This is a genomic window from uncultured Mesonia sp. (assembly GCA_947499595.1).
Classification (GTDB): Bacteria; Bacteroidota; Bacteroidia; order Flavobacteriales; family Flavobacteriaceae; genus Mesonia; species Mesonia sediminis.
This window is the reverse complement of sequence record CANMOY010000012.1, coordinates 31675-52500: the sequence shown is the minus strand read 5'-3', so window position 1 is coordinate 52500 and position 20826 is coordinate 31675. Positions and strand designations below refer to the sequence as shown.

24 protein-coding genes and 2 tRNA genes are annotated in these 20826 nt (G+C 35.0%); 10 read left to right on the top strand and 16 right to left on the bottom strand.

Going from position 1 to position 20826, the window contains the following annotated elements; translation table 11 throughout:
• Positions 1-274: 274 nt before the first annotated feature.
• The 8 genes from ACH2AZ_RS11790 to ACH2AZ_RS11755 form a co-directional block, all read right to left on the bottom strand.
• Complete coding sequence (locus tag ACH2AZ_RS11790) at positions 275-721, bottom strand: hypothetical protein (protein ID WP_394908007.1); 447 nt, start codon at positions 719-721, stop codon at positions 275-277.
• Positions 722-908: 187 nt separating this feature from the next.
• Positions 909-1400 (bottom strand): hypothetical protein, encoded by a 492-nt coding sequence (locus tag ACH2AZ_RS11785; RefSeq protein WP_394908006.1) that lies wholly within the window; start codon positions 1398-1400, stop codon positions 909-911.
• A gap of 251 nt (positions 1401-1651) precedes the next feature.
• On the bottom strand, positions 1652-2326 hold the full coding sequence (locus ACH2AZ_RS11780; RefSeq protein WP_394908005.1) for a hypothetical protein: 675 nt from the start codon (positions 2324-2326) through the stop codon (positions 1652-1654).
• A 29-nt stretch (positions 2327-2355) separates the two neighbouring features.
• Positions 2356-3048, bottom strand: coding sequence for an ATPase (locus ACH2AZ_RS11775; protein ID WP_394908004.1), 693 nt, complete (start codon positions 3046-3048; stop codon positions 2356-2358).
• Complete coding sequence (locus ACH2AZ_RS11770; RefSeq protein WP_394908003.1) at positions 3035-3700, bottom strand: hypothetical protein; 666 nt, start codon at positions 3698-3700, stop codon at positions 3035-3037. Before ACH2AZ_RS11770 ends, ACH2AZ_RS11775 begins: the two co-directional genes overlap by 14 nt.
• Before the next feature lie 4 nt (positions 3701-3704).
• Positions 3705-3971, bottom strand: a complete 267-nt coding sequence (locus tag ACH2AZ_RS11765; RefSeq protein ID WP_394908002.1) for a helix-turn-helix domain-containing protein — start codon at positions 3969-3971, stop codon at positions 3705-3707.
• Between the two features lie 121 nt (positions 3972-4092).
• On the bottom strand, positions 4093-4905 hold the full coding sequence (locus ACH2AZ_RS11760; RefSeq protein ID WP_394908001.1) for an RteC domain-containing protein: 813 nt from the start codon (positions 4903-4905) through the stop codon (positions 4093-4095).
• Between the two features lie 76 nt (positions 4906-4981).
• The gene (locus ACH2AZ_RS11755; RefSeq protein ID WP_394908000.1) at positions 4982-6202 is read right to left on the bottom strand and encodes a site-specific integrase; all 1221 of its coding nucleotides are present in this window, start codon (positions 6200-6202) and stop codon (positions 4982-4984) included.
• Between the two features lie 116 nt (positions 6203-6318).
• On the opposite strand from ACH2AZ_RS11755, the gene ACH2AZ_RS11750 reads away from it, so the two are divergent.
• Positions 6319-6651 carry a hypothetical protein gene (locus ACH2AZ_RS11750; protein WP_394907999.1) on the top strand — a complete coding sequence of 111 codons (333 nt, stop codon included), beginning with the start codon at positions 6319-6321 and terminating at the stop codon, positions 6649-6651.
• Between the two features lie 95 nt (positions 6652-6746).
• On the opposite strand, the gene ACH2AZ_RS11745 is transcribed toward ACH2AZ_RS11750, so the two are convergent.
• Together ACH2AZ_RS11745 and ACH2AZ_RS11740 are read right to left on the bottom strand one after the other, a co-directional pair.
• Positions 6747-6821 (bottom strand) — tRNA-Pro (locus ACH2AZ_RS11745).
• A gap of 61 nt (positions 6822-6882) precedes the next feature.
• Positions 6883-6965 (bottom strand) — tRNA-Ser (locus ACH2AZ_RS11740).
• 305 nt (positions 6966-7270) lie between these two features.
• Here ACH2AZ_RS11740 and ACH2AZ_RS11735 point away from each other — a divergent pair.
• The 5 genes from ACH2AZ_RS11735 (at position 7271) to ACH2AZ_RS11715 (ending at position 9515) form a co-directional block, all read left to right on the top strand.
• The gene (locus ACH2AZ_RS11735; protein ID WP_394907998.1) at positions 7271-7867 is read left to right on the top strand and encodes a Crp/Fnr family transcriptional regulator; all 597 of its coding nucleotides are present in this window, start codon (positions 7271-7273) and stop codon (positions 7865-7867) included.
• Positions 7868-7935: 68 nt separating this feature from the next.
• Entirely contained in the window at positions 7936-8223 is a 288-nt protein-coding gene (locus tag ACH2AZ_RS11730; protein ID WP_379045253.1) for a hypothetical protein, read from the top strand.
• A gap of 223 nt (positions 8224-8446) precedes the next feature.
• Complete coding sequence (locus ACH2AZ_RS11725) at positions 8447-8800, top strand: DUF488 domain-containing protein (protein ID WP_394907997.1); 354 nt, start codon at positions 8447-8449, stop codon at positions 8798-8800.
• A gap of 2 nt (positions 8801-8802) precedes the next feature.
• Complete coding sequence (locus tag ACH2AZ_RS11720) at positions 8803-9258, top strand: hemerythrin domain-containing protein (RefSeq protein WP_394907996.1); 456 nt, start codon at positions 8803-8805, stop codon at positions 9256-9258.
• 29 nt (positions 9259-9287) lie between these two features.
• Complete coding sequence (locus tag ACH2AZ_RS11715) at positions 9288-9515, top strand: hypothetical protein (protein ID WP_379045262.1); 228 nt, start codon at positions 9288-9290, stop codon at positions 9513-9515.
• 4 nt (positions 9516-9519) lie between these two features.
• Here the strand turns inward: ACH2AZ_RS11715 and pgi are convergent, their stop codons facing one another.
• From pgi to ACH2AZ_RS11690, 5 genes are all read right to left on the bottom strand, one after another.
• Complete coding sequence (gene pgi, locus ACH2AZ_RS11710) at positions 9520-11124, bottom strand: glucose-6-phosphate isomerase (RefSeq protein WP_394907995.1); 1605 nt, start codon at positions 11122-11124, stop codon at positions 9520-9522.
• Positions 11124-11975, bottom strand: coding sequence for an N-acetylglucosamine kinase (locus ACH2AZ_RS11705; protein WP_394907994.1), 852 nt, complete (start codon positions 11973-11975; stop codon positions 11124-11126). Before ACH2AZ_RS11705 ends, pgi begins: the two co-directional genes overlap by 1 nt.
• Entirely contained in the window at positions 11972-12976 is a 1005-nt protein-coding gene (gene gap / locus ACH2AZ_RS11700) for a type I glyceraldehyde-3-phosphate dehydrogenase (RefSeq protein ID WP_394907993.1), read from the bottom strand. The genes ACH2AZ_RS11705 and gap overlap by 4 nt, the downstream gene beginning before the upstream one ends.
• Before the next feature lie 24 nt (positions 12977-13000).
• On the bottom strand, positions 13001-13987 hold the full coding sequence (pfkA, locus tag ACH2AZ_RS11695; RefSeq protein WP_394907992.1) for a 6-phosphofructokinase: 987 nt from the start codon (positions 13985-13987) through the stop codon (positions 13001-13003).
• 86 nt (positions 13988-14073) lie between these two features.
• Positions 14074-15945: a CocE/NonD family hydrolase gene (locus ACH2AZ_RS11690; RefSeq protein WP_394907991.1), complete on the bottom strand. Its 1872-nt coding sequence runs from the start codon at positions 15943-15945 to the stop codon at positions 14074-14076.
• Positions 15946-16183: 238 nt separating this feature from the next.
• Here ACH2AZ_RS11690 and ACH2AZ_RS11685 point away from each other — a divergent pair, with 238 nt between their 5' ends.
• Together ACH2AZ_RS11685 and ACH2AZ_RS11680 are read left to right on the top strand one after the other, a co-directional pair.
• Complete coding sequence (locus ACH2AZ_RS11685) at positions 16184-17956, top strand: DEAD/DEAH box helicase (protein WP_394907990.1); 1773 nt, start codon at positions 16184-16186, stop codon at positions 17954-17956.
• A 27-nt stretch (positions 17957-17983) separates the two neighbouring features.
• The gene (locus tag ACH2AZ_RS11680; RefSeq protein ID WP_394907989.1) at positions 17984-18763 is read left to right on the top strand and encodes a carboxypeptidase-like regulatory domain-containing protein; all 780 of its coding nucleotides are present in this window, start codon (positions 17984-17986) and stop codon (positions 18761-18763) included.
• On the opposite strand, the gene ACH2AZ_RS11675 is transcribed toward ACH2AZ_RS11680, so the two are convergent.
• Positions 18764-19429 (bottom strand): TrmH family RNA methyltransferase, encoded by a 666-nt coding sequence (locus ACH2AZ_RS11675; RefSeq protein ID WP_394907988.1) that lies wholly within the window; start codon positions 19427-19429, stop codon positions 18764-18766.
• A 69-nt stretch (positions 19430-19498) separates the two neighbouring features.
• Here ACH2AZ_RS11675 and ACH2AZ_RS11670 point away from each other — a divergent pair, with 69 nt between their 5' ends.
• Together ACH2AZ_RS11670 and ACH2AZ_RS11665 are read left to right on the top strand one after the other, a co-directional pair.
• Positions 19499-20032: an RNA polymerase sigma factor gene (locus ACH2AZ_RS11670; protein ID WP_394907987.1), complete on the top strand. Its 534-nt coding sequence runs from the start codon at positions 19499-19501 to the stop codon at positions 20030-20032.
• Positions 20029-20808, top strand: coding sequence for an anti-sigma factor domain-containing protein (locus ACH2AZ_RS11665; protein ID WP_394907986.1), 780 nt, complete (start codon positions 20029-20031; stop codon positions 20806-20808). Before ACH2AZ_RS11670 ends, ACH2AZ_RS11665 begins: the two co-directional genes overlap by 4 nt.
• The last annotated feature ends 18 nt before the right edge of the window (positions 20809-20826 follow it).

Here is a 20826-nt window from a genome sequence, read left to right as displayed (position 1 = left end):
GTCTAAACAAGTGCTGTATAAAGTTAATTGCTCCCGGTCTTCTCCTTGTTGATATTCCATTTTTAAAGATAAAAAAATTTAAAAATATACCCTTAAAAAAAGACTGCAATGATGGCATGGTTTTGAGACAGTCTGACGGTTCTGGCTATGGAAAGTAGCGGAAAAACCAGCGCAAACTTGTCGGAGTAGCCAAAGATTTTTTAAATGTACAAAAACTTTCGGTTTAGAAACTCAGCAGCTATTTTTTATAGCCGATGTTGGCAAATCGGTTTTTTTATCCGCTAAACCATTTTATTGTCATTTTTAAAAATTCCGTCAGTTCATAAGCAACTAAAATTGTAGAAATCGAAAGAGCGTTTTTATAAATAATCAATTTTTTTAAAGTCCAAAAATAGCTTATTATCGGGATTATCATTAGTAATTTTAATTCGTTTGCGTATGGAAATTCAAGTGCTGCGGAAACAAAAGAAATGAATGCAAAAAATCCGATTATCAAATTAAACCATTTCTTTTTTAATCCGCTGAGAATTGTGAAAATGAAAGTCAGCAATCCAAAGCTGTAGAATGAAATGTTTGTCGGAAGTTTTTGCGGGAAAAAAGTCAGGACGAAAACTAAAATCAGTCCGATTAAAATTGCTTTTAAATAATCAGGTTTGGTTTTTTTAAAAAGAAAAATTCCGATTAAAAGTCCGAGGATTATGATTATTTTTTCAAAAGTCATTTTTTTTTAACTGTTTGCCAACTCGTTATATCATCTCAAATATACACTTTTAATACAATTTTTTATTGGATAAAGTGTAACAAGGTTTTGGGAGAAAAATCTACTAGGTTTAGCATTAACCTATCTAGGCAGACTTAGTTTATGAGGCACGCAACGCGATGCAATCGCGCAGCAGCGGGGGTTGGCATTAGTTTTTTTGTTTCAGTGTTTCAATTTGGTTTATCAATTTGTTTATTCCGTCGAATTCTACTCTACAAAATCCAAATTTTGTTTTTTCATCATTTATTTTTAAATTAACTTCATACATTGTTCCACCAGAAATTCCACCACATATTAATTTTGAGTCTTTACCTTTTTTTTCAAAATCAATAATGAAATCAATTAATCCATTGTTTTTTCCATAGAAATACTCAATGTTTGCTTTTTCTCCAGTGGGTATATGACTAAAAACAAACTTTTCATCATTTGTTTTTATATTTATTCTGCCAATTCTTAAATCTATGCAGCCGTTTAATTCTTTGTAAACAATTTGAATGTTTAAAGAATCGATGCTTTCAATTTTTTGACTGATTATTTCTAAATTGTTATTTTCAGAATTTGAATTATTTTTCAGTCCACCACAACTTATCAAAATGAGCAGAAATAACAATGATAAATATGTGTGTATTTTATTTTTCAAATTACTGCCAACTCGTTATATCAACTCAAATATACACTTTTAATAAAACTTTTTATTGGAAAATGCCCAATAAGGTTATTAGAGGGGAAATCCATTAGGTTCACGAGTAGCCTGTCGAGATTGACTTAAATTTTAAGTCAAGGAGAACACTTTAAAATCGAGCACCAGTAAGAGCAATTTGTTTGTATTCCCAAAAATATATAACTTTTTCTATATATTTTAATATATACCGTGGTATTTATCAAATATCGCTAGGTTTTGTGCGTATTTAAGAAGCAGGTGATACCGTTTTCAAGGTCTTGTTTTAAATATGCTATTGGCTCCCCTACCCCTGGAAATGGTGATTTCACAAAACTGAAATCAAGTATTTTCTGGTAAATGAATTGCTCTCCTAAAAAACGAACTAAGTGTTCATAAATTTGATTGATAAGGCTTGCTGTATCTTGGATAAAGACATATTCTGGGCAGTATATCATTACGGCATAACTTCTTGATTCTTCACAAAATTCATTTATAAAATAAGTAAGCTCAGCGAACTGGAATTTTATATTATTTGTTTTGATGCTAATGGAGTCGTTTTTGATATCATCTGCTGAAATATCGGCTTCTTCAAAGGCAGTAATTTCAAGTCCTTCTAACTTTGGTGCTTTTTGAACTAAAGCTACAATAGCTTCTATAAAAATTGGGTTTCCTCTGGCATAAAAATTTATAAAAATTTGCTCATTTACAAAACTAACGGTAAAGGACAAATCTTTGCAGTAATAGTTAAGATGTAAATTAAAAGCGTTCATAAATTCCTTTATTGCACTTTGAGAGGGGTAGTTTTGAACCATGTATATATGCTGGCGGAACCAGCTCCAAAAATGTTGTGGATTGTTATAAATGACTTGTTTTTTTAATTCGGTTTTGATTGAAATCTGTATCATTTTATTTGATTTTAGTAGTTGGCTAATAATTATCTTTTGTCTTGGGTATGGGGATGAAATGCGATGAGGTTGAGCATTTCTCTGAGCTTTGATCGCACGCGTTTGCCGTAGCGCTCTTCTATTTCACTAGCGTTTAGGTTGGTGGTAATATGCGTCATTCTCTTTGTAAAAAACTTAGGTTTAGTTCTGTGGTTGGAATAAAACTCGTGTCTGCTAAGCAGCACCTCAGCCATTACGTTTGTATCTTTACCATAGAAACGACCCGTTGGCTCTAGGCCGAGATCATCAAAGCAATAGGTCTTTTGATTGCCGTATTGAGAGATGATCTTACTCCCATGTTCATTATAAGCGAAGGTAATTTCGCGCGCCGTTACCATTTGGTATTCGGGTTTTTGGTAGCATATTTCTGGCATAAGCTGCATAAGCGAAGTTTTACCCACCCCAACGGGGCCAGATAGCAAAACACCTTTGTTGAGGTTGAGGTGTAACCTTTTGGCGTTGCGCTTATCTTGGATCATAAGTACGCAGAGTTTGTAAATCAGTTCGTAATCGGATGAATGAATTTTAAAATGGCTCCCAAAGCGTTCTTTGCCTTTCGCGGTTAAGAAAGCAACCACTTGTTTTAGGCTATAATGAAAATGATTATCGTGTTTTATGGCAAGGCAAAACTCTTGGTTATTGGCCGCCTTAATAAGTTTACCTATAGGATTAGAGTGGTTCATTGTACATTTTGTTTTGGTTGAGTTGATGATTATTATCGATACCTTTTTGATTAAACTGCTGAAAACCTTTGGCCGAGGTCAGCCACTTCTTAGCCAGGGGTTGCCAATTTGTGATTGGTTTTACCCCTGCTATGTTCCAATTAAGCTTCTCATAATACGCGATAAACTTTTCTGCCTCCATTATTAAATCAAGCTTGCTTGATTGATCTTCTTTTTTAAAAAAGTGGATGACTTCATTTTTAAAATTCAGCTTAAGCTGTTTATAAGATTTATAATCTTTATATAGTTTATATATGTTTATAAATGGTGGTAGTACATGTTTACCACTTGTTTCCTGCTTGTTTACCGCTTGTTTAGCTTTTGGGTAAAAATTACCTAAGCTAAAGCGACTGCTTTGATAGACGTTCTTGGACGGATAATAGCGGATGTAATTCCACTTCTGAAGTTCGTTCAGGCATTTGTAATAGGTTTTTGTAGAACCTATTTTTGAATACTGCATAAGCTCCTCTCGCCCTGCTTGGAATTCGGTTTTGAATCTGCTTGCATTGGCAAACTGAAACAGGGCCATGTAAAGTGAAATATGCGTGGGCCTGAGCCTGGTATCCTCATGAATCTTCCGGAACGCCTGGTTGAGGTGTTCGATGTAGTTCATGAGACTAAATTTTATTATCGGTTAAAAGTTTATCAATTTGCTCAACATCATAATAATACGAGCCACCAATCTTACTAGAAGGAATGACATTATTCACTCTGTAATTCAGCAAAGTAGGTTTAGAAATGTTGAGGTACTCCGCTGCTTCTTCGGTTCTTAGCCAGCGTTTTTTAATCCCTTTTTTCTGATTGAGCTCAATTTCGTTTAACTTCTTGAGAAGATCATTTTTCAGATCTGTTAAGTGTTTTGTTGTTACAATTTCTGCGTTCATAGTGTTTGATTTTGATTAATACTTGTTTTGAGACTTTCCAAGAGTAAAAATCAGCAGGAAGCAGCAACAAATCACCCGATATCAGGTGTATATCGGGTGAAAATTTAACATTTAAGTAGGCTTATAAATTGTTTTTCAGCGCGAATTCAAGCTTATTGATGAATTTTGTAAGGTCTTTTCGGTTTTTAATATCATCAATGGTTTGGTAGTAATTTTTAGGAAGTTTGACGTGAAAAGCCGCGGACAGGGCTTGGATAATTTCCTTAATGGTGGTATCGCCGTTATTAATTGCTTTTGAATAATAAAGCGCGTAAGCGAGTTCGACAATATCGGTTGTACTAGCGGTCCAAGGATGTTTCACTTCGAGGTTTGCTATTTGTATTTTTTCAAATTGTTTTTGATGTTGCCTTTTATGTAGATAAGATTTAAATTTTTCTATTGCCAGGCTCTCCGCATAAATACCGCTATAGGAGCATTCATAAAAGTCATATGAAATAGACTTTACATACTTTTCATTTTTTGTAGCCATCAATCTTTTGCCGGTAAAATATAGCTCATCCACTTTATCGGGATTGTATCTTAGGTCGAAAACAAACTCTTTGTGTTTATCATAAAACTTATCTATTTTCTTTAATTGTTTAGCATAGATTTTATTTGCTTTTGCAGCTGATTTACCTAAAAGCTCCAGTTCGAAGTTTCTTACTTTCTTATAAAAATAAATATGCTGCGTTATATTCGGTTTTAAATACCTAAAGAATCTTGTTCGTTTTAGAACAGATTTGTCTTTATCTAAATAATAGTTTTTCTTAAGCTTGACAAGATATTCCTTAGACATGGATAAAACCTTGATTGCTTCACTCTCAATTTCTTTCGAATTTTTCTGGATCTGACTTAATTCCTCGTGAAAAGAATCGATTATTAACTGATAATCCATTGCAAAATGTATAATTAACATAAATATTTGTAAATATATATTATTAAATAACATTTGCACTAAATAAATACACCCCCTAACGACTTATGGTTTTTCTTGATTTATGGGTTGAATCTAGGCATCTCAAATCATCAGCGACCTTTGTATCAACGATTCTAGCATAGATTTGAGTAGTAGAAAGCTTGGTATGACCTAAAAGTTTAGAGACTGTTTCAATGGGAACACCATTAGACAAAGTGACCGTTGTCGCAAAAGTATGTCTAGCGATATGTGAAGTTAAGGCTTGTTTAATGTTGAGCTCTTCAGCAATTTGCTTGAGGTATTTATTCATTCGTTGGTTGGTAAAGACCGGTAGTAAATTATCGGTTTTACAAACGCGCGGATGATCTTTATACTTCTGAATAATTTGCAGAGGCAATTCTAAAAGCGGAATTCTTAAGGAAGTATTTGTTTTCTGTCGGCGTGTATAAATCCATTTCTTACCATCAATTCCTAAAGTTATTTCATTTTTAGAAAGTTTCTTTAAATCGGAATAAGCAAGACCCGTATGACAAGCAAAAAGAAAAACATCTTTAACAACTTCTAAAGTGTCATTTTCAAATTCTGCATTAATGAGCTTGGCAAGATCGGCTTTAGTAAGGTAACCTTTATCAACTTGATCGAACCTTAGCTTGAAGCGTTTGACCGTATTCTTTTCAATCCACTCTAAATCCTCTGCAAAATTAATGAGCTTCTTTAGCCTTTCAAGATGCTTCATCAAGCCATTGTTGTTTAGGCCATCCTGCTCTCTCAGGAAATCTTCAAAATCAATCATAAACTTATAATTGACTTGTTTGATATAGACATCTGTAGATTTGTGTTTTAGCCTCACAAACTCGTTTAGATACCTTTGGGTAGTGTAATAGTTTTTAAGCGTTCCTTTCTTCAAAGTCGCTTTCATTTTTTGCTGATGGTAGTTTATAAGCTGATTGAGTGTTTCATATTTTACATCAAGACCAAGGTATATATTCTTAACCAGTATTGGTGTGAGAAATTCGCCTTGGCGCTCAATTTCCTCACAGATTGTTGCAATTTTAGATTTGGCTTTATCGATTGCATTATTGATTTTTCGCGAATCTATAGAATTGCCTTTCGCTTTTTGAGCTTTGGCGTTCCATTGTTCTAGCTTAATTTTAATCCCTAAGCTGATCTCTACTCTTTTTCGATTTTTGGTGATTCTTAAATAAATCGGAACTTGATTTAAAGAGTCTGGTTTTGCCTTTTTAACCCAGGCTAAGGTGGTGACTTTTGGTAACATAACTTTTTCGATTAGAGGATTAATCGAAAAGTCTCAAAACAAGCAAAAGAATTTATAGAAATAGGTTGAATGGAAAGTCGGCCTATTTTTAATTCAATTGTAAATATATAGATTTTTTGATAAATAGAAAGTTGTTGTTTTTTGATTTTAAGTTGTTTGGCACAAATGGCATCTTTAAAAATAAATCAAAAAGAGGTAACCGAATAGGTAACCGAATGGGTAACCGAATAGGTAACCGAATAGGTAACCGAATGGGTAACCGAATGGGTAACCGAATGGGTAACCGAATGGGTAACCGAATAGGTAACCGAATAGGTAACCGAATAGGTAACCGAATGGGTAACCGAATAGGTAACCGAATAGGTAACCGAATAGGTAACCGAATAGGTAACCGAATAGGTAACCGAATAGGTAACCGAATAGGTCACTTTCTATTTATTACTAAATAGAAAGTTCTTAACTTCACCAAAACAGAAAAGACCTGTAAATCAATGACTTACAGGTCTTTTTAGTGCTATTTATAATTATTTATAAATATGAAAAGTCGGGGTGGCAGGATTCGAACCTGCGACCTCCTGCTCCCAAAGCAGGCGCGATGACCGGGCTACGCTACACCCCGAGTGGTGTATTTGGGTTTGCAAATATAAAACTATTTTTTAAACTCACAAACATTTTTTTTGCGGAGAGACCGGGATTCGAACCCGGGCATCCAAAAAGGATGACAGCTTAGCAGGCTGCTGCATTACCACTCTGCCACCTCTCCAATATGTATGAACGTTGCAACCTAAATTGCGATTGCAAATATAGAGTCTTAATATGTTCTTACCAAACTTTTACCAGGCTTTTTCTTAGTAATTTCAAGACAAAAAGCTAGCGTACTATAAACTAGGTATTTATACTTAAAATAAAAAATTATTAAGGTCAATTTAATAGGAAAACATTCTTTTATTGAAAGATTTCCATTTCAAAACAAACCTTTCCAATGCTAAAACGGATAAATCTAAAGCCAAAAAGTCAAGCTTGCTTTAACGAAAAAGTGTTGTACTTTTAAAAAGTAAATAAAAAGTTATGATTGAAGAGTCAAGTTTAATTGATTTTGGAGCTGAAAAAAGATTTTATGCCAAGGAGGAATATATTTTTAAACAAGACCAACCAGCTTTATTTTATTTTCAAATTGCTTCTGGAGAGGTTAAAATGAATAATTACCAGCCAGATGGTAAGGAGTTTATTCAAGCTATTTTTTCGGCGCCTAGAAGTTTTGGTGAGCCCCCTTTATTTGCCGATATTGTATATCCTGCCAATGCAATAGCAATAAAAAATTCGCTTATCTGGCGGCTTCCTAAATCAGCTTTTTATGAATTACTTCGTCAAAAACCTGATACGCATCTTAGGGTAAGTCAGGCTATTGCCAAACGTTTACACTACAAAGCCTTAATGGCAGCGGAATTGGCACAGCAAAGTCCTGAAAATAGAATTTTAAAAATTCTTGATTATTTAAAGCAAGAAGTTAATAATATAACCACCCCATTTGGTTATAAAACAGATCTTACCAGGCAAAACATTGCCGATTTAACCGGACTCAGAGTTGAGACGGTCATAAGAACGCTTAAAGAGCTAGAACAAAAAAACGAGGTTAAAATAATTAATCGAAAAGTATATCGATAAAACACTTATGATTACAGTCATAAATTAGTGGCGACTCCCCTTCTTATTTTTGTATAAAATTTAATACTATGAGTGTTTATAAAAAATTTTATGAAGAGTTTAAAGGAGGTTATTATATGCACGCCACTTTAGGCATTATTGCTTCTAGCTGTTTGGGTTCTGTCGCAGCATTGCTTATACTTAATAGTGGCAGCCGAGCAATTGAAATGGTAGAACTTTTCTGGATCACAAGTGTTTGTATGGGCTATAACGCGGCGGTACTATCTAATCTCAACAAAAGCTGGGTGTTTAATCTTCTCATCATAAGTGTTTTAAGCAGCATTCTCTTAACTTTTTATCATTTGGCCGTATTATAAATTTAAAAACAAAGAGGTATAAGTTAGCACGAATTTCTAATTCAATTTTAGCAAATGAAGGTTGTAAAAATTTATAGTGACACCTAATAGCTTATTAAGTTATACTAATAAATCTGTTTTTAAAACCAATTCGATAAGACAACTATAAGAGCCTTTCTTTATAATACCAGGAAATATCGATAAAAAGATAGCTACTCTAAAATTCGTTGTCTATATTTAAGGTATGAAACGTATAATTGTCAAACGCATTTATGAATCGCCCAACCAACAAGATGGCTATAGGGTTTTAATTGATAAAATTTGGCCCAGAGGCATAAGTAAGGAAGATGCTGAGCTTGACGAATGGCTCAAGGAAATTGCTCCATCTCCAGATTTAAGAAAATGGTTTGACCACAGAGATGATCGTTTCGAAGAATTCAGTAAAAAATACCAAAAAGAGCTGAGTGAGAATCATGAGGAGGTCATAATAGAACTTAATAAAAAACGAGAAAAGCATCAAATTTGTTTGCTTTACGGAGCTAAAAACACCCAATCGAACCACGCGAAAGTTCTTAAGGAATATCTAGAAAACAATTAATTATGCCACCTTTAAAAAGAGTAGAACAAATACGAGATTTTAGTAGAGAACATCATTTTGGGTTGTTATTAGGATGGAAAATTAAAACAGGTTTAAATAAAAATATAGACCCTAATCGTATACTAACGTATGTGAACTGGTTCTGGAAAAACCATCTCATTCCTCATTTTGAAGAAGAAGAACGTTTATTATTTCCTTTATTACCCGAAAGCAATCCGCTAAGAAAAAAGGCATTAGAACAACATGAAGAAATTTACACGAAAGTCATAAATCTACAGGCAGAAGCTTCAAGTTTACTAGCCTTTAAAGACCTTTTAGACGCTCATATACGCTTCGAAGAAAGGGAGCTATTTATGGAAATTCAAAACAGAGCCACCCCCAAACAACTCAACCAAGTCGCAGAACTACATCAATCAACCGATTTTGTTGAAAATACCGAAGATATGTTCTGGAAATAATTTTTATTACATTTGCTTAAAAATATAGCATGTCTAGCTTTATCAAAATCAGTTTAGTAAAAAATATCATCTTCGGATTGCTTTTTGGGGGAATTTATTTTCTATTAGATTACTATTCTGAATTAGAACCGACCTACAACTTAATAATTGCTTTGTGCATTGGTTACTTTATCTCACCAAGATTGCGCAAACATAAAACTCAAATGGGATATATAACTCAAGTTTTTTGGTTGGGAAAAAAAGTTTATCAAGAATAATGGTTTAGCTTAAAAATTCTTTTAATAGCTTTTGCGTTGAAGCATCTAGTTGCTGATTTATTTCTTTCTCTTTAAGTTGTGGTATAATTTTTTTTGCCAATTGTTTTCCCAGCTCAACACCCCATTGATCATAACTAAAAATATTCCAAATTACTCCCTGAACAAATATTTTATGTTCATACATCGCTAAGAGCTTACCCATTGAACTTGGGGTGAGCTTATTTATTAAAATACTCGTACTAGGTTTATTCCCCTTAAAAAGCTTGTAAGCTGCTTGACGTTTTTTAAGATCTGGTGTGAATCCGGCTATTTCTTTTTCAACCTCTTCGGCGCTTTTCCCAGTTAATAAGGCCTGACTTTGAGCAAAGAAATTTGCCATTAAAATACCGTGATGCTCTTTATTGGGATGTAAAGGTTTCTTAAAACCAATCAAATCTAAAGGAATTAACTTGGTTCCCTGATGTAGTAACTGAAAAAAAGCGTGCTGTGCATTGCTTCCTACTGCTCCCCAAACAATGGTACCAGTTTGATAATTCACTGGTTCTCCAAATCGATCGGTTTGTTTTCCGTTGCTTTCCATAACGGCCTGTTGCAAGTAGGGAATCAATTTCTCTAAATAAGTAGAATAAGGCACTACGGCTTCAGTTTCGGTTTTAAAAAAATTATTATACCATACACTTATCAAGCCCATTAAAACTGGAATATTTTGCCTAAAAGGTGCTTGCGAAAAATGCGAGTCCATTTTTTGAGCTCCAGCCAACAAATCAGTAAAGTTTTTATATCCTAGCGCACAGGCAATAGAAAGTCCAACGGAACTCCATAACGAAAAACGACCTCCCACCCAATCCCACATAGGAAAAGTGTTTTCTGGTAAAATTCCAAAATCTTGAACAGCTTTAAGATTACTGGATACTGCTACAAAATGATGCTCAACTGCTTCTTGGCTCGCTTGTTCTACAAACCATGATCTTATAGTAGAAGCATTTACAAGGGTTTCTTGAGTGCCAAAGCTTTTGCTTACCACGATAAAAAGGGTTGTTTCTGGATTTATTTTTTTAAAAAGCTCTGCTGTATGATCGCTATCAATATTTGAAATAAAATGTGTTTGTAAATGATTTTTATAATATTGCAATGCTTCCACTACCATTTTTGGACCTAAATCACTTCCTCCAATTCCAATATTTACAATATCTGTAAAAGCCTTTCCGGAGTACCCTTTTTTTTCTCCCGTAATTAGTTTTTCTGAAAAAATTTTTATTTGCTCCAGATTTTGCTGCACTTCTTTAGGTTTTTCTGCTGCACGCAAGGCAGTATGCCATACCGCTCTATTCTCTGTTTGATTGATTTTTTCTCCATTAAATTGCGCTTGAATAGCTTGCTCTAATTGCATCTCATGCGCTAAATCAAGCAACAGCTCAACTGTTTTTTCATCAATTCTATTTTTTGAAAAATCCAGATAAAAATCCTCCCATTCTAAACTGAGCTGCTCTACTCGTTTAGGATCCTGCTTAAACCAAGTCAACATTTCGGCTGTCTCAATTTTCTCGAAGTGGGCTTGTAGTTGCGCCCAAGCTTTTGTTTCTGTAGGATTTTTTGCAATTAATGCCATCACATATTTTGTTTATGAAAATCAATAAGACCATCAATAGGATGCCTAATAATTTTTCCAGGGGCTAAATTCTTATTTTTTAAGCAATCTACAAGGATTTCTTTAAAAAAATAAGCTATTGAACCAATAAAATGCACGGGGTAACTGCGCGTGCGTTCATCGGGTAATAAGCGATTGTCGATAAAAAGATTAAAACCGTTTTCTAATAGCGATTTAAAATAAGGTTTTTCTTGGCTGTAGTATTCATAAATAAACTTAGAAAACTGAGCTAAATAAACATTAGGTGCTTCTTCTTTATACAATTTGTTTTTAAGGATATCTGGATTTAGCTCAAACCTATTTTCAAAATATATTTTTAGTTTTTCGGGCATTCTCTTGTAAAAATAATCCCGCAAAAGTTGCTTACCAAAATAACTACCACCGGCTTCATCCATCAAAGTATAACCAAGTGCCAAAAAAGGTAAATCCACTTTATTACCATCAAAAAAACAAGAATTAGATCCGGTCCCCAAAATACAAACTACTCCTGGGGCATTAGTCACCGCCAAACAAGCGCCAAACATATCTTCCCTTACGTGTATTTTAGCCTGTTTAAATGCGGTTTGCAAACAGTGCTCAACAATAGCTTTTGGTTCTTTTGTGCTGCACCCAGTACCATAAAAATATACGTCTTGAATTTGTGAAGCATGAGCCAACACTTTCTCATTTTCTAATATTATAGTTTGAAGTTGCGACACACTTAATACGGCAGGGTTTAATCCTGCCGTATTGGTTTTTAGTACTGTATTCTTATGGTAATCTAATAATGCCCAATCGCATTTGGTCGATCCGCTATCAGCTATTAAAATCATTTTAAACTTGCGCTATATTCGGCCAAATCGACTAACTTACTGGCATAGCCATACTCATTATCATACCAGGCAATTAACTTAAAAAAGTTATCATTTAATTCCATACTAGCATTGGCATCAAAAACGCAGATGTTTGGTTCAGACACAAAATCTTGTGACACCAATTCTTCTTCGGTATAGCCCAAAATGCCTTTCAAATCATTTTCGGCCTGGTGTTTAAATACTTTTCTAATTTCTTCTAAACTAGTTGATTTTTTTGTTTTAAGGGTTAAATCTACTACCGATACGTTGGGTGTAGGTACTCTAAAAGCCATACCCGTTAATTTACCTTTTAATTCGGGTACTACTTTTGTAACCGCTATGGCCGCTCCTGTTGTAGTAGGAATAATATTATTTAAGGCACTGCGCCCTATTCTATAGTTTTTACGAGATGGAGAATCAACTACAGACTGTGAGGTGGTCGAAGCATGCACGGTAGTCATTAGCCCTTCTTCCAAACCAAAATGATCATTCACAATTTTTGCTAATGGCGCCAAGCAATTTGTTGTACACGAGGCATTACTAATTACTTTTTGATCTGCATGCATATCCTTGTGATTAACGCCCATAACAAACATAGGAGCATCTTTAGATGGTGCCGAGATAAGTACTTTTTGAGCACCAGCGCTTAGGTGCGCACTAGCACTTTCTACTGTTTTAAATAAACCGGTACAATCTAAAACCAATTGAGCATTGACCTCATTCCATTTTAAATTTTCAGGATTTTTTTCTGCGGTTACCCGGATTTGTTTACCGTCTACCACCAAATCTCCATTTTTGGTAGAAACTTCAGCGTCAAATCTGCCGTGTACAGAATCGTATTTTAATAAATAAGCTAAATGATTTACATCAACCAAATCATTTATTGCCACTACCTCAAAGGCATCATTTTTACTGGCAATTCTAAAAGCCAATCTTCCTATTCTACCAAAGCCATTTATAGCTATTTTAATTTTCTTCATATTTTTATTATTAGATTGATGTTATTATATGGATGTTATATCGGCTACTCGTAACAAATCGGTATCAATTTCATTACTTCCTGCTAGCGCCTGCTCAAAAGGAACATTCACAATTTTCTTATGAGCAATTCCTACCATTACCGCTTTATGCTGATTGATTAAAGCATCAACCGCGCCGATTCCTAACCTGCTGGCCAATACCCGATCATAACAACTAGGTGAACCTCCACGCTGAATATGCCCTAAAACGGTCACTTTTACTTCATAAGAATCTAAATTAGTATCGATATAATCGGCTAATTCAAAAATGTTTTTTCCAATTTGATCTCCTTCCGCTACGACGATAATACTAGAGGTTTTACCAGATTTTCTACTGCGTTTCAACGATTCTAGTAGGCGCTCTTTTCCTAAATTCTCTTCGGGTATTAAAATTTCTTCTGCCCCTGCTCCTATCCCAGCGTTTAAAGCAATATCACCCGCATTGCGCCCCATTACTTCAACAAGGAACAAACGATTGTGCGAATTGGCAGTATCTCTTATTTTATCTATTGCCTCTACTACGGTATTCAAAGCTGTATCGTAGCCTATGGTATGGTCTGTACCGCGAATATCGTTATCTATAGTTCCAGGTACGCCCACAATAGGAAATTGAAATTCATTGCCAAAAACTTCGGCTCCTTTAAAGGTTCCATCTCCACCTATTACCACCAGCGCATCAATAGAATTATTCTTTAAATGCTCAAAAGCTTGATTTCTACCTTCTCTAGTCATAAATGCTTTAGATCGAGCCGACTTTAAGAAGGTTCCTCCCCTATTTATAAGATTTTTTACCGTTCGCGGACCTAGCTCCTTAAAGTCTCCTTCGATAAGACCTTGATAGCCACGATAGACTCCTGTACATTTAATTTCATGAAAGGCACAAGCCCGAGAAACCGCCCTTATAGCGGCATTCATTCCGGGCGAATCACCACCAGAAGTGAGCACAGCGATATGTTTTATTTTGTTTGTCATAAGATCAAAGTTATTTGATTTATACTTGAAATCCTATCTTTTAAAAAAATTGCCTATAGAATTCTGATATTTCTCAATCTTTAGGCTTACTCGGCCTTATTTGTTTGAGGTATATAATCAAATTCAATATAAGAATCTCCAAAAACCGTATGCTCTTGAGCTTCGAAATCGCTTTCTTTGGCCTTGAAAATATTCTCTACATAGTTTTGCGGGTTGATATCTATCAGTGGAAACCAAGTGCTCTGAACTTGTATTTGTAACTTATGACCAGGTTTAAAAGTGTGGTTAATGTCTTGAATTACAAAATTTACATCTGTTTTTTTATGAGGCACAAAGGGTTCTGGCTTGGCGAAACTATTTCTAAAACGACCTCTCAGAACTTCACTTCTCACCATCATATGGTAATTGCCCATGGGTCTGGCCTTATTGTTCTCTTTATGATTCTTGGCCTCTGGAGGGTGAACATCAATTATTTTAACCACCCAATCGGCAGCGCTACCTGTTGTCGCCACTTTTAGTTTAGCCATAATTTCACCGCTTAATTTTAATTCTTCTTGTAATACATCGGTTTCAAAGACCAATACATCTGGTCTTTTGGCGGCAAAACGCTGGTCACCTGTCATATAAGGACGAGGTGTAAATCTAAAGTTCAAATTTTCTGTATACGGCACAGGTTTCATGGGATCGCTTATAAAGCGATGCTTTTTTTCGGCTTTTGGGTTTGTGCTCAACTGATTTTTATCGGCAAGATAAAATTGCATTTTTTTAGTTTGTTTTGGCGGCCAAGCGCTTAAACTATCCCATTTTTTTAATCCGGTGTCATAAACTAAAGCTTCTGGTAAGGAATTTCTTTTTTTGTTATCGGTTTTTAAATGTTGCTCAAAAAATTGCGTCTCAACCTCTTCTTGAAAAAACTGACTAATGTTTTCACCGAAAAAAACTTCCCCCACAGCTTGACGTTTTTTAGTACTCGCCCAACCACCGTGACTCCAAGGACCAAAAACCAAGGTATTCTTATTTTTTTGATGAGCCTCAATAGTTTTATAAGTATTAAAAGGGCCATACAAATCTTCTGCATCAAAAAGTCCGCCGACAGTCATTACTGCGGGTTTTATTTTTTGACTTTTTAAATGCTGAATGATGCCTCTTTTTTGCCAAAAAGAATCATAATTAGGGTGTTCTTTAAGTTGCTGCCAAAAGAAATTATCTTTGTAATAAGGATCTAGCTTACTTAACGGTGTATGATCTAAATAAAATTGATACGCATCTGGAGTATCGGGTTTAGGAAAATTGTACCAAGCCTTTTGAGTAGGACCATCGTGCTGCTCACCAAACAAGGCTGTGGCCATCCAATAACTAAGCATATAAGCTCCGTTGTGATGAAAATCATCAAAGAAGAAATCGCCTATACAAGCCTGAGGTGAAACAGCTTTAAGAGCAGGGTGATTCGCTAATAAAGAATAAGTGGCGTAAAATCCAGGGTAGGATATGCCCCAAGTACCCACGCGCCCGTTATTATTAGGCACATTATTTACCAACCATTCAATGGTATCATAAGTATCTGATGCTTCATCAATTTGGTTTTTCTTTTTTTTCGGAATAAAAGGACGCATATTATCATAGCTACCTTCGCTCATCCATCTACCCCTCACATCTTGATAAACCACTATATAACCCGCTTGCATCATTTTTTTATTGGGTCCTATTTTTCTAGGAAAATTCTCTTCCCCGTAAGGCCTACAGCTATAAGGAGTTCGCTGTAAAAGAATGGGGTATTTTCTAGAAGTATCTTTGGGCATGTAAATGCTCGTATGCAATTTTATACCATCGCGCATGGTAATTTGCACTTCTTGTTTATTATAATTTTCTTTTACTGAAAAGTTATCGGTTTGACCGAAAGCAAATCCGTTGAAAAACAATAAAACTAGAAGTAGTTGAATAACTTTTTGGTGTATCATAGATCTAAATTTGACCTTAAAAATATAAAAAAGCACAAGTGCATCCTAGTATTTAGCTTATGGATTAAGGCTAAGCTAAAAGCTAATTAAAAAACTAAAATTTAATTAACAATGAAAATAGAGCCAAACAATTTGACTATCAATTACTTGAGATTAAAATCTAACTTTAGCTCCTTAATATAATAAAAATAGATTTGCTAAAAAAACTTTACGTACCTTTGCAGCTTATTTATACTATATGAACAAATTTGAAGAATTAGGGCTTGATGTCCAAATAGTGAATGCTGTAAATGATATGGGTTTTGAAAGCCCAAGTGAAGTACAAGAGAAAGCTATACCTATTTTATTAGAACAAGATACCGATTTAGTGGCACTTGCTCAAACAGGAACTGGAAAAACCGCCGCCTTTGGTTTTCCACTTATCCAGCGTATAAACGCAAACTCAAAAAAAACACAAGGCTTAATTTTATCGCCAACACGCGAACTTTGTTTGCAAATTACCAACGAATTAAAAAACTACTCTAAATATGTTAAAGGTTTATCTACCGTAGCTATTTATGGAGGAGCCAGCATAAGCGAACAAGCTAACCAGATTAAACGTGGTGCGCAAATCATTGTTGCCACTCCGGGTCGAATGAAGGATATGGTAGGCAGAAGAATGATTGATATTTCTACCATAGACTACTGTATACTAGATGAGGCTGATGAAATGCTAAACATGGGTTTTTACGAAGATATAACCGACATTTTATCGCACACGCCTAAAGAGAAGAAAACCTGGTTGTTTAGTGCAACTATGCCAAAAGAAGTTGCTACCATTGCATCTAAATTTATGCACAAACCGGTAGAAATTACCGTAGGAACCAAAAATGAAGGTTCTAAAAATGTAAACCATGAGTACTTTTTAGTAGGGGCAAGAGATCGTTATGCTGCCCTAAAAAGATTGGCAGATGCACACCCAGATATATTCTCGGTAATCTTTTGCCGAACCAAAAGAGATACACAAAAAGTTGCCGAAAAACTGATAGAAGACGGTTATAACGCCGCCGCTTTACACGGAGATTTAAGTCAGAATCAAAGAGATTTGGTTATGCGCAGCTTTAGAAGTAGACAAATACAAATGCTTGTAGCTACCGATGTGGCCGCACGAGGGATAGATGTAGACGACATTACCCATGTAATTAATTACCAACTTCCTGATGAAGTAGAAACGTACACACACCGAAGTGGGCGAACAGGTAGAGCGGGTAAAAAAGGGACGTCCATGGTAATTATCACCAAAAGTGAAATGCGTAAAATTAAAAGTATTGAGCGCATAATAAAACAATCTTTTGAGCGAAAAGAAGTACCTAGCGGAGAGGAGATTTGCCAAGTACAGTTATTGCATTTAGCAAAAGACATCAAAAACACCACTATTAATCACGAGATTGAAGAGTACCTACCTCAAATTGAGGCGCTTTTAGCGGATTTCTCTAAAGAAGAGATTATAAAAAAGGTTTTTAGTGTAGAATTTACACGTTTCCATAATTACTATAAAAATGCAAATACCATAAATTCGCCTAAGCCTGGAGATCACGCTGCCGAAGATAATGGATTTAGCACTCGCTTCTTTATAAACGTAGGTGAAAAAGATGGTTTTGACTGGATGTCCTTGAAGGATTTCTTGAAAGAACAACTCGATTTAGGTAGAGATGCTGTTTCACGTGTAGATGTGAAAAATAACTTTTCTTTCTTTAATACCGATACTGCCGAAGTTGAAAAGGTATTGAGTATCTTTAAAGAATTTAGCTATCAAGGCAGAGCAATTAACGCCGAAGTAACAAAAGCTAACGAAGGAAGACCCGATAAATTTAAGCGTAAACGCGGTGAACGCAAAGGAGGAAGAAAAAAGTTTGACGATCGAGGAGATGATCAAAAAAGGTCTTCAAGACGATCAAAACCTAGAAACGCTGGCGGTAAACGTTCTGCAAATATTAAAAGTTCTGTAAATAGAAGACGTAATAAAAAATAATTTATTTACTTTACAAAAAGTAGTAAAATGAAGCCCCAAGCTGTACGTTATATACTCTTTTTACTGCTGGCTACCTCTTTTTATACGGTGCGAGCGCAAAAAGATTCTTTACAAACCATAAAAGGAAAGGTGCTAAACGCAGCTAATGATGTACCGCTTGACAATGTAAATATCATCAACCTTAATGAGGTAAAGGGCACTACTACCAACAAGGAAGGATATTTTGAAATAAAAGCTCGAGTAAACGATACCCTGTATTTTAGTTTCTTGGGCTTTAAATCTATTCAAGTAAAGGTAACCAATGACTGGACTCGTTTTGGCGATGTAAAGGTTAAAATGACTGAAATAGCTATTGCTTTAGAAGAGGTTACACTCTCTCCATTAAAACTTACGGGGTTTCTAGAAATAGATGCCAAAAATATACCTATATACGAAGATTCCAGGTATAGTATATCTGGACTTGATTATGGGTATGAAGCAGGAAATAACACTCCGGGTGCCTTTGCTAAGACCCTACAAGCCATTACCAATCCGGCTGATTTGCTTTATAATGTCTTTGGAAAAAAACCTAAGCAAATGCGTAAATTACGCAAAATGAAGCAAGATGATGAAATCAGAAACTTGCTGCAAGATAAATTTAATCGCGAAACTTTAAGTGCTCTGTTGCAAGTAAGGCGAGTAGATATTGATGAAATTTTACAAAAATGCAATTACTCTAAGCAGTTTATCAAAACCGCTAATGACCTTCAAATTCTTGAAGCCATTAGTAGCTGCTATGAAGAATACAAGGTTTTAAACAGAAATTAGTTATTCTGTTTTTATTTGACGTAGGTATTTTTCTATAATTTTTTCGCTGCTTTTTATACTATTGCTAGCCCATAGCATACGCGTTTCTAATTGTTCCTCTGGAGTGAGCCTCCAGTCAATTTCCTTGCGTTTAATCGCACTGGTTACACTCTGCAAAATGATAGCCGCCGAAACCGAAATATTTAAACTCTCTGTAAAACCAGCCATAGGAATTTTTAAGAATCCATCGGCTTTTTGCATTACTTCATCACTTAGGCCAGCTTTCTCGGTACCAAAGAAAAATGCAGCAGGTTTATCTATGTTAAAATCGGGTAATAAACAAGCGTCGTTATGTGGTGTAGTAGCTATAATTTGATATCCATCTTGCTTTAAACGAGTAATACAATCAGTTACTTGATTGTATCGATTTACTTTAACCCATTTTTGAGCACCCATTGCAATCTCTCTATCAATTCTCTTTTTATTTCTTTCTTCAACAATATGAATGTTTTGTAAACCAAAAACATCGCAACTTCTTATAACAGCACTGGTATTATGTAATTGGTAAACATCTTCTGTAGCCACTGTGAAATAATTGGTACGCTGTGCCAATACTTCTTGAAATCGTTGTAACCTTTCTGGCGTTAAAAAACTTTCTAAATGGGCAAGGAGATTCTTATCTATCATGAATTTATCTATAAAGAAAAAGGCAAAATTAGTGTAATTTTTGTATACTCGTAGTTTATTCTGAATTTTATGACACAAGATGAACTGGTTACGTTAATCAACAAAAAAGATGAGCAGGCTTTTGACTATTTATACGATATGTATGCTCAAAGCTTGTTTGGTGTCATAGAAAACATAATTAAAAATAAAGCACAATCTGAAGATGTCTTGCAAGAAGTGATGGTGAAAATTTGGAGAAATTTACCCCAATACGATCCCGAAAAAGGTAGGTTTTTTACTTGGATTGTGAATATAGCACGTAATTCAGCTATAGATAAGTATAGATCTAAAGCATATAAAAAAGAAAGACAAAACCTAGATGCTAATAATTTCGTACATAGTATAGAAACACATGCTTCTTTAAATAATCAAGTAAATAGTATTGGGATTGAAAAATTTATTAAGAAATTAAAGCCCGCTTGTAACAAAATTATTGATTTGCTATTTTTTAAAGGATTTACACACAAAGAGGCCTCAGAAAATTTAAAAATTCCTTTGGGTACCTTAAAAACTAGGAATAGAGCATGTATTCATGAACTAAGAAATTTATTGCAAGTAAAATGAAGATAAAAGAATACATAGAGTCAGGAATACTAGAGTTATATGTTTATGGCGCTTTGGAAGAGGCTGAAAGCAAAGAAGTAAAAAAGAAAATTGATTTACATCCTGAACTTCAAGCTGAGGTTGAAGCCATTGAGCTTGCCCTACATAGGTTAGCTTCGGGAACCGCATCTTATTTACCGGCTACTAATTATGCTAAAATTAAAGCTCAATTATTTAAAAACAAGCAGCCTAAAAGCAAAATAATACGGCTAATACCAATCATAGGTTATGCCGCTGGGCTAAGCCTTTTTGTTACTTTGAGTGGCATTTTTTATGTTAAAAATCAATCCGTAAAGCAAGAGTTAAAGCAAATTGTTAATTCTAAGGAACGCATTGAATTAGAAAACGAACGCCTAGTTAGTCTTGAACAAGAGTATCAGTCTAAAATAGACTTTTTAACCGATAAAAACACTAAAGCAATCTTCCTGCCTGGACAAGGGAACTATCAAGAAAGCTTTGCGCAAGCCTTCCTAAATACTTCGGATAATAAAGTAGTAATAGATTTAAAAGGTTTACCCGAGGCTCCAAAAGGTATGGTATACCAACTATGGTCTTTAGAATTAAACCCTCTAACCCCTACAAATCTTGGACTACTAGAACCTTCTACAGATAATGGTTTTGTGTCTATTAACATAAATCCAAATTTAACCACTGAAGCCTTCGGAATTACCTTAGAGCCAGCTGGCGGCAGTGCTACACCAACTCTAGAACGCTTATATACTTTAGGAAAGGTATAAAAAAGAAAAGCTGCCCAA

What these genes read in the sequence shown, in the direction of transcription:
- ACH2AZ_RS11730 (WP_379045253.1), top strand. Translation starts at nt 7,936, where the DNA reads ATGAGTGTTTATAAAAAATTTTATGAAGAGTTTAAAGGAGGTTATTAT.
- ACH2AZ_RS11720 (WP_394907996.1), top strand. Translation starts at nt 8,803, where the DNA reads ATGCCACCTTTAAAAAGAGTAGAACAAATACGAGATTTTAGTAGAGAA.
- ACH2AZ_RS11715 (WP_379045262.1), top strand. Translation starts at nt 9,288, where the DNA reads ATGTCTAGCTTTATCAAAATCAGTTTAGTAAAAAATATCATCTTCGGA.
- ACH2AZ_RS11705 (WP_394907994.1), bottom strand. Translation starts at nt 11,975, where the DNA reads ATGATTTTAATAGCTGATAGCGGATCGACCAAATGCGATTGGGCATTA.
- ACH2AZ_RS11685 (WP_394907990.1), top strand. Translation starts at nt 16,184, where the DNA reads ATGAACAAATTTGAAGAATTAGGGCTTGATGTCCAAATAGTGAATGCT.
- ACH2AZ_RS11680 (WP_394907989.1), top strand. Translation starts at nt 17,984, where the DNA reads ATGAAGCCCCAAGCTGTACGTTATATACTCTTTTTACTGCTGGCTACC.
- ACH2AZ_RS11725 (WP_394907997.1), top strand. Translation starts at nt 8,447, where the DNA reads ATGAAACGTATAATTGTCAAACGCATTTATGAATCGCCCAACCAACAA.
- ACH2AZ_RS11670 (WP_394907987.1), top strand. Translation starts at nt 19,499, where the DNA reads ATGACACAAGATGAACTGGTTACGTTAATCAACAAAAAAGATGAGCAG.
- pfkA (WP_394907992.1), bottom strand. Translation starts at nt 13,987, where the DNA reads ATGACAAACAAAATAAAACATATCGCTGTGCTCACTTCTGGTGGTGAT.
- ACH2AZ_RS11665 (WP_394907986.1), top strand. Translation starts at nt 20,029, where the DNA reads ATGAAGATAAAAGAATACATAGAGTCAGGAATACTAGAGTTATATGTT.
- gap (WP_394907993.1), bottom strand. Translation starts at nt 12,976, where the DNA reads ATGAAGAAAATTAAAATAGCTATAAATGGCTTTGGTAGAATAGGAAGA.
- ACH2AZ_RS11755 (WP_394908000.1), bottom strand. Translation starts at nt 6,202, where the DNA reads ATGTTACCAAAAGTCACCACCTTAGCCTGGGTTAAAAAGGCAAAACCA.
- ACH2AZ_RS11790 (WP_394908007.1), bottom strand. Translation starts at nt 721, where the DNA reads ATGACTTTTGAAAAAATAATCATAATCCTCGGACTTTTAATCGGAATT.
- ACH2AZ_RS11690 (WP_394907991.1), bottom strand. Translation starts at nt 15,945, where the DNA reads ATGATACACCAAAAAGTTATTCAACTACTTCTAGTTTTATTGTTTTTC.
- ACH2AZ_RS11735 (WP_394907998.1), top strand. Translation starts at nt 7,271, where the DNA reads ATGATTGAAGAGTCAAGTTTAATTGATTTTGGAGCTGAAAAAAGATTT.
- ACH2AZ_RS11775 (WP_394908004.1), bottom strand. Translation starts at nt 3,048, where the DNA reads ATGAACCACTCTAATCCTATAGGTAAACTTATTAAGGCGGCCAATAAC.
- ACH2AZ_RS11770 (WP_394908003.1), bottom strand. Translation starts at nt 3,700, where the DNA reads ATGAACTACATCGAACACCTCAACCAGGCGTTCCGGAAGATTCATGAG.
- pgi (WP_394907995.1), bottom strand. Translation starts at nt 11,124, where the DNA reads ATGGCATTAATTGCAAAAAATCCTACAGAAACAAAAGCTTGGGCGCAA.
- ACH2AZ_RS11765 (WP_394908002.1), bottom strand. Translation starts at nt 3,971, where the DNA reads ATGAACGCAGAAATTGTAACAACAAAACACTTAACAGATCTGAAAAAT.
- ACH2AZ_RS11675 (WP_394907988.1), bottom strand. Translation starts at nt 19,429, where the DNA reads ATGATAGATAAGAATCTCCTTGCCCATTTAGAAAGTTTTTTAACGCCA.
- ACH2AZ_RS11780 (WP_394908005.1), bottom strand. Translation starts at nt 2,326, where the DNA reads ATGATACAGATTTCAATCAAAACCGAATTAAAAAAACAAGTCATTTAT.
- ACH2AZ_RS11760 (WP_394908001.1), bottom strand. Translation starts at nt 4,905, where the DNA reads ATGGATTATCAGTTAATAATCGATTCTTTTCACGAGGAATTAAGTCAG.